The sequence below is a fragment of the Vibrio sp. V42_P2S4T144 genome (assembly GCF_009904715.1).
Taxonomy (GTDB): Bacteria; Pseudomonadota; Gammaproteobacteria; order Enterobacterales; family Vibrionaceae; genus Vibrio; species Vibrio alginolyticus.
Genome location: NZ_WXWS01000323.1, coordinates 1 through 7,239, shown reverse-complemented (window position 1 = coordinate 7,239; position 7,239 = coordinate 1). Strand labels below are relative to the sequence as shown.

General features: G+C 48.2%; 6 protein-coding genes. 1 reads left to right on the top strand and 5 read right to left on the bottom strand.

The features are described from left to right. Nucleotides 1–105: 105 nt before the first annotated feature. From CAG68_RS11215 to CAG68_RS11195, 5 genes are all read right to left on the bottom strand, one after another. Nucleotides 106–1,203, bottom strand: a complete 1,098-nt coding sequence (locus tag CAG68_RS11215; RefSeq protein ID WP_161441151.1) for an ABC transporter permease — start codon at nucleotides 1,201–1,203, stop codon at nucleotides 106–108. Beyond that, nucleotides 1,203–2,129 carry an ABC transporter ATP-binding protein gene (locus CAG68_RS11210; RefSeq protein ID WP_054730396.1) on the bottom strand — a complete coding sequence of 309 codons (927 nt, stop codon included), beginning with the start codon at nucleotides 2,127–2,129 and terminating at the stop codon, nucleotides 1,203–1,205. Before CAG68_RS11210 ends, CAG68_RS11215 begins: the two co-directional genes overlap by 1 nt. A 4-nt stretch (nucleotides 2,130–2,133) precedes the next feature. Next, nucleotides 2,134–3,084, bottom strand: coding sequence for an HlyD family secretion protein (locus CAG68_RS11205; RefSeq protein WP_005375436.1), 951 nt, complete (start codon nucleotides 3,082–3,084; stop codon nucleotides 2,134–2,136). Nucleotides 3,085–3,453: 369 nt separating this feature from the next. Continuing rightward, nucleotides 3,454–4,317, bottom strand: a complete 864-nt coding sequence (locus CAG68_RS11200; protein WP_005425077.1) for a MurR/RpiR family transcriptional regulator — start codon at nucleotides 4,315–4,317, stop codon at nucleotides 3,454–3,456. Between the two features lie 89 nt (nucleotides 4,318–4,406). Continuing rightward, nucleotides 4,407–5,678 carry an amino acid deaminase gene (locus tag CAG68_RS11195; RefSeq protein WP_086047277.1) on the bottom strand — a complete coding sequence of 424 codons (1,272 nt, stop codon included), beginning with the start codon at nucleotides 5,676–5,678 and terminating at the stop codon, nucleotides 4,407–4,409. A 179-nt stretch (nucleotides 5,679–5,857) separates the two neighbouring features. On the opposite strand from CAG68_RS11195, the gene CAG68_RS11190 reads away from it, so the two are divergent. Next, nucleotides 5,858–7,239, top strand: a 1,382-nt coding sequence (locus CAG68_RS11190; protein WP_161441150.1) for an amidohydrolase family protein, incomplete at its 3' end; no start/stop codon positions are given.

Genomic DNA, 7,239 nt, shown 5'->3' with positions numbered 1-7,239 from the left:
GTCTGAGAGTTGAGCTCGATAGCGCAGTGTATGAATACAGAAACAAAAAATAGCCCTTCGTTGGGGCTATTTTTGTTTTTAAGGAATGAACGCAATATCGTGGAATTAGTCGAGTGATTTTTTGAAGCGAAATGAAGCGACAATAAGGCCGATAACGGTGAATCCAAGTAACCAAACTGTATCTCGCCATAGCTCCATTAGGTCTGCACCACGCAGCACCACACCACGAATAATTCGCATAAAGTGGGTGGCAGGCAGCGCTTCGGATATCCATTGTGCCGCGATGGGCATTCCTTCATAAGGGAACATAAATCCGGACAGAAGAATCGATGGCAAAAGAATAAACACCGTCATCTGCATTGCTTGAAGCTGCGTCGTCGCAATGGTGGATATCACCAAACCTAAGGTTAAACTCGCGGCGATAAACAACAGCGTGCCAAACAGTATCTGACTAATGGCGCCGTTTATCGGCACGCCAAATATCCAGTGTCCCAAGCCTAAAATGATAAACACCTGAATCAGACCAACAAAGATGTATGGAATGATCTTCGCTACCATGAGTTCGATGGAGTGGATTGGCGTAGTAATCAGTAACTCTAAATTACCGCGTTCCCGTTCTCGAACAATGGCTGCACTGGTGAACAAGATCATCGTCATGGTCAGAATCACGCCCAATAAACCAGGGACAATGTTCACCGCCGAGCGCCGACTCGGGTTGTAATACAGCGCAACTTCAAAGGTTTTGGTTGGAGCAGGGCGTATCTCAAAATCAAAATCCGTTAACGGCATGGTTTGTAGCGAGAGAATCGCAGAGCTGATCATGGTGTCTGAACCATCCACAATCCACTGGCCAAGCTCTCGCCCTTGCACCATACGTTGGGTTAGGTCGCTAGGTAGAATTAAAGCGGCTCGCACTAAACCGTCTTGAATGGCTTGCTCGGCTTCTGAAGCGGTAGCAAAAGTTTCTACCACATCGACCACTTGCGTGACTTTGACGGACTCGGTGATCACACGCCCAGCAGTACTGCCACTTTGATCGACGACGCCAACGGGAATAGTGCGAATATCGGTATTAATGGCAAAGCCGAACAGCAAAAGCTGAATCAACGGGATCATCACGACCATGCCAAAGGTAATGCGGTCACGTGAAAGCTGACGGATCTCTTTGATCATTACCGCTTTCATACGGGCAATAGATTTCATCATTGGCGACCTTCTCCCGTAACACTGACAAACACATCTTCCAAGCTAGGACGAGCAATGTTCATCTCGCAGCCATCAAGCTCAGGAAAGGTCTGGGTTAACCATTCGATCGGTTCTTCGATGTGCTGGTGGATTAAAATGCGTAAACGAATGCCGAGCTGTGCGGCCGAGCGCACCTCTTCACGCTGAATGACTTTCTCTTTTAGCTCGCGTAAATTATCCGCTTTGACTTCGACGATGTTAACGCCCATTTGCGCCATGAGTTCTTCTGGCTCACCATCGGCGCGGATTTCGCCCGCTTCCATAATCGCCAGACGATGACAGCGTTCGGCTTCGTCCATGTAGTGCGTAGTGACCAAAATCGTCGTGCCTTGGTCAGAGAGATCAAACAACTGCTCCCAGAAATCGCGTCGGTTCTCTGGGTCAACCGCAGACGTGGGTTCATCGAGGAACAACAGTTCTGGTTTATGCATAGTGGCTGCGGCGAGAGACAAGCGCTGCTTCTGACCGCCACTCATTCCGCCGACGCGCTGTTTACGTAGTTGGTCGAGACCGTAGGTGGATAGTTGTTCTTCGATGCGAGCTTTCAGAGCCTTGGTTTCCATACCAAAGATTTGTCCAATAAACTCAAGATTCTCTTGAACCGTCAGATCATCATAAAGCGAGAACTTTTGCGTCATGTAGCCAATCTTGAGGCGCAGAAGCTCAGATTGTTTTGGGATCTCTAGCCCGAGTACATCGACATTGCCCTCGCTTGGGCTAAGTAAGCCAGTTAACACACGAATGGTTGTCGATTTACCGCAGCCGTTCGGGCCAAGAAAACCATAAATACTGCCTTTGGGCACATTGAGCGTGATGTTGTTGATGGCGGTGAAGTCACCAAACTTCTTCACTACATTTTCAGCTTGAATCGCGAATTCGGTCATTGGCTTACTCCACCAAATCCACTTGCGCTGGAATGCCCGAAGGCAAGGATTGTGCGGAGTCTTGTAGGTCGACTTCTGCAAGGTACATCAAACGCGAGCGTTCTTCTTCGGTAAGCGCGAAATAAGGCGTAAATGAAGGCTCAGTCGCAACCCAACGAACGGTGCCGCTATAAGGTTGCTCAACGCCATCTACATGCACGTTAACCGTTTTACCCGGCACAAAATCGACTCGGTAGTTGGCAGGAACATAAACGCGAGCGTATGGGACGCGGCTGGCTTGTATTACAGCAACCACACCATTCACAGGAACGCGTTCACCAAGGTTAAACGGTAGGTTATCTAACAAGCCATCTCGCGTGGCCGTGATGGTGAGTTCTGCCAGTTTCTGTTCTTGCAGTGCCACATCGGCTTTTGCTGCCATGAGTGCGGCTTTCGCTTGTTCAATATCTTCAGGACGAGAGCCAGCGGTCAGTTTGCTGAACTCTTCTTGTGAGGAGTCTAGCTCTGCACGGGCAGAATCTCTGGCTGCTAAAGCGGTGTCTTTTTCTGATTGGCTGATGAGTTTTTTACGAACTAACTCCGCTTTACGTTGGTAGTTCTTTTGCGCTTCAATCAATTGAGCTTCCGCTCTGGCAACGCGAGCTTGCGCTGCGGCAATGTCTTCTGGTCGCTCACCATTGGTCAATTTCAAAAGATAGGCGTCAGCCTTGGCTTGTTCGGCAACGGCGTGAGCTAAAACGGCTTCTTGGTTCTTTGTATCGAGCTGAACCAGCACTTCTCCTTCGGTGACTTGGCTGCCTTCCTTAATGGGTAGGGCACGAATTATCTCGCTAGAGGTGGCAGTGAAGGTTACGCGGTCACGTTCTAGTGTGCCAAGGGCTTGCTGTCCGTCATCTTTGGAACAGGCAGTTAAAAGAGTCAGGGCTAGGGTGCCAAGAATGATTCGCTTCATCATGCGACACTTCCTCTAAGAAGGTGAGCTCGAATTCGTATCAAGCTATAGAAGAGTATGGGACTGCATTCAGTGTAACGTGAGTCAGTTTTGTCCGGCTAGGAAGTTAATTCCCTCAATATTCATCAATTGATTAATTATTGAAACTGGGCTCACTTTTGAATGGGTCTCTAAGAATATTCTCATTCAAATATAGTGGGTTACCGTGATGATGGTGGGATTAGGAAAGATAAATTGAAGAATCGAGACAAGGATCAGGTTTACCGTGCACACGTAAAGAAACGGCTAGATAAAGCAAAGCCCGAGGCTGAACATCGGGCTTTATTGTTTGAGTTTTATGAGCGAGATTTTGGGTATCTAGACCACGTTGGTTTAATCACCAAGAGGCTGTCTTTCCAAACCGCCACGATAAGAATCGAGGGCAACTTTGAGTCGGCGAAGTTTATCGCGCGAACGTCGCTTATGATTAACGGCTAATGCCATCGAAAGTACATCAACCAAAGCCAACATCGCGTAACGAGAAGCCGATGGCTTGTAGATGAAGTCCGTCTCTTGGTGCTCAATAGGAAGAACCAAATCGGCTTGCTCAGTCAAAGGTGTGTCTTTTGGAGTAATCACAATGACTTTTACGCCGTACTGCTTGGCTAATTGCGCGGTTTCTATGATGGCAGGGGTATAGCCAGTGGCTGAGATCATCACCAACACATCGTTCGCGTCTGCCGTCGCCGCAATCATGCGCGATAACAAGCCATCGTTGTACGCCACAACAGGGTAGCCTAGACGGAACAAACGGTGCTGCATCTCCTGTGCTGCAATGGTTGAGCCACCACCCATACCAATACAGATCACTTGTCTTGCGTTGTGCAGCCAGTTCACAGCAGTGTCGATATCTTCTTCAACAATCAAACTGCGGTTTACATCAAGGGATTGCTTGATCGACTCATAGATGCCTTGGTAGCCACTTTGATCAGGCGGTTCAAGGATGAATCGTTGTCCAACCGTTAAGGTTTGTGCCAGTTTGATCTTCATATCACGTACGTTTTTACAGCCAACAGCTTTGGCAAAACGGGTGATGGTGGCTTCACTCACTTCTGCGCTTTCTGCCAGTTCAGTAATGCTGGCGTTGGCGGCAGTTTGAATGTCGTCCATGATCAACTTCGCGACCTTCTTTTCGGCATCGCGCAGCGCACTGAAACGTTCAGTGATTTGAGAGATAATATCGACTTCTAAACTCAAGCTGTGTTCCTATCTTTTGCATGGAGACGATTGTGCCGCCTCCACTGGTTTGGCATGAAGTATAACGGAAAGCCTCACTAAGCTCATCATCAGAAACGGGTTTTCACCCAATGAGTGACTTGATACTCATCATCACAAACCGCCACGGCACGCCACTTATCAAACGTTAAACATGGATGAGAGGTTGAGAAGGCAATCATATCACCCACTTGAAGGTCGCTGTTTGCGTCTACTTCGATGAACGCATGCTGATCCATCACCGCGGTCGTTACCGCACTTTGAATAGAGATTGACTCACCATCGCGGTATGCGCGCTCAGGGATTGGCAATCCAGCATCAAACGCCACGTCACGTTTACCGAAGCCGGCAACTAGCTTGGTTGGCTCGGGGCGAGAAATGATATAAGCCCAAAGCTCTAGTGCTGATTCCAAGTCACCACCTAAATCACACGCCGCACCTTGGTTGTTTTCAGCGCGCTGCATGACTTTGTTTTGTGCGTCTAGGTAAATGCCTGTGTCATGAATCGCGTAGCAACCTGGGCGAATGACGGCATCAAAATCCTCTAGGTTGGCAAAGCATTCAGAAACCACGTCATACCAAGCAGAGCCTGCGCCGGTAACAAGAGGTTTAGACTCAATCAACTTGTCGTTTTGTAGTTGAGCTGCGATTTCTAATGTGGTGTTGAGGAAGTCACGGATGTCCTGCTCAGCATTGTCACCATGAATGACACCTTCGTAGACCTCGATACCTTTGAGTGTAAGGTGAGGTTGCTGGTGGATGAGAGTGGCGAGCTCAACCACATCTTGTTGATTTCGGCATCCACAGCGACCGCCTTCGACACCAAACTCAATCAGTACATTAAGCGGCAGTTGATGTTCAGCGAACGCAAGCTCTAGGGCTTTGACGTTTCGGCTTGAGTCCACGCAGCAATAGAAGTTGACCCCGTGGTTTTCAATCAAGTTGGCGATGATGGTCATGTTCGCGCGCCCGACTAGTTGGTTCGCCATTATGATGTTTTTCGCTCCGCCTAGCGCCGCAATCTCTGCCTGAGCTGGCGTTGCGACGGTAATACCCCAAGCGCCGTTTTCTAATTGCTGCTGAAAGAAAGCGGGAGTCATGGTGGTTTTACCGTGCGGTGACAACTTCACTTTGTGCTGATTGGCAAAACGCTGCATCCAATCGAGGTTGTTCTTCAATGATGAAGATTTGATCACCGCAGCGGGCAGGGTGATCTCTTCATGGATCAAACTGTGTAACCCATCGGAATTACACGCAACAGGTTGAGCTTTCTCTCCGTAACCTGGCGTGGTAACACACTCATTATGACAGTTTTTTTCACACTTTTGGCGATTGTCTTTCATGGCGTACCTACTTCTAACATGGTCTAAGTGATTGATATTAAGTGTTTGTTGCTAACTACCATAAATAATATGTTAGAAAGTATCAAACAAATCTGAGTTTTTTGTGTGTTTCTTCACTGTTTAAATTTCAAGAATTATTAAGATGGAACCATGTTAACGACGGACGAAGAGAGTGAAGTATGTTGTTCGATACCATTATCAAAAGCGTAGAGGTATTTGACGGTACGGGTGCAGCACCATTCATTGCTGATGTTGCGATTCGTCAAGATCGTATTGAGCAAGTAGGGCAGCTAGACGAGCTTTCTGCAAAGAAGGTTATCAACGGTCAGGGTCTTGCGTTGGCTCCGGGATTTATTGATGTGCACACGCACGATGACACCAATGTGATTCGTTACCCTGACTGCTTGCCAAAGATCAGCCAAGGTGTGACGACAGTAATCGTAGGCAATTGCGGAATTAGCGCGAGCCCTGCGGTACTCAGTGATACTCCGCCAGACCCAATGAACCTATTGGGCAAGCAGGAAGACTTCAAATACCCAACTTTTGCGAAGTATGCGAAGGCGGTACAAGCGGCGAACCCTGCGGTCAACGTTGCTGCGTTAGTCGGTCACACAACTTTACGTAACAACGTGATGGACGACTTACTGCGCACGGCTACCGATGAAGAAATCGAGCAAATGCGCCAAACACTGGCACAAGCGATGGAAGAGGGCGCATTGGGTTTGAGCTCGGGTCTTGCTTATGCGAGTGCCAAGCAAGCGAACGCGGATGAAGTCATGCGCCTAGCGGAAATTCTTGGCCATCACGGTGGTATCTACACCACACACATGCGTACCGAGTTTGAAGAAATTATCAGCGCAATGGAAGAAGCCTTTGAAACTGGGCAGTACGCCAAAGTGCCAGTGGTGATTTCTCATCTGAAATGCGCAGGTGCAGGCAACTGGGGACGCACGGTAGAAGTGCTGGATTTGATGGATAAGGTTTCTGAGCATCAAGACGTGTCTTGCGATTGCTACCCATATTCTGCGAGTTCGTCAACGTTGGATTTAAAACAGGTGACGGATGAAATCGACATCTTCATCACTTGGTCTGAAAGTAAACCTGAACACGCTGGCAAGATGCTGAAAGACATTGCTGACGAGATGCAACTGCCTCTTATGGAAGCAGCAAAAGCGTTGCAACCTGCGGGCGCGGTTTATCACTGCATGGATGAAAACGACGTCAAACGTGTCCTTAAGTATAAGTTGACCATGGTGGGCTCGGACGGATTACCAAATGACCCGCACCCACATCCACGTTTGTGGGGCACATTCCCGAAAGTCTTGGGGCATTACTGTCGTGAAGAGCAGCTTTTCCCATTGGCAGAAGCGATTCACAAGATGACGGGGATGTCGGCAACACGATACCAATTAAAAGATCGTGGGGAAATAAAATCAGGCGCTTACGCAGACTTGGTTTTATTTAACCCAAATACAATTAAAGATACTGCAACGTTCGAAAATCCAATTTCCGTCGCGCAAGGTATTGAATCTGTATTTGTAAATGGCGAGCTATCTTATTT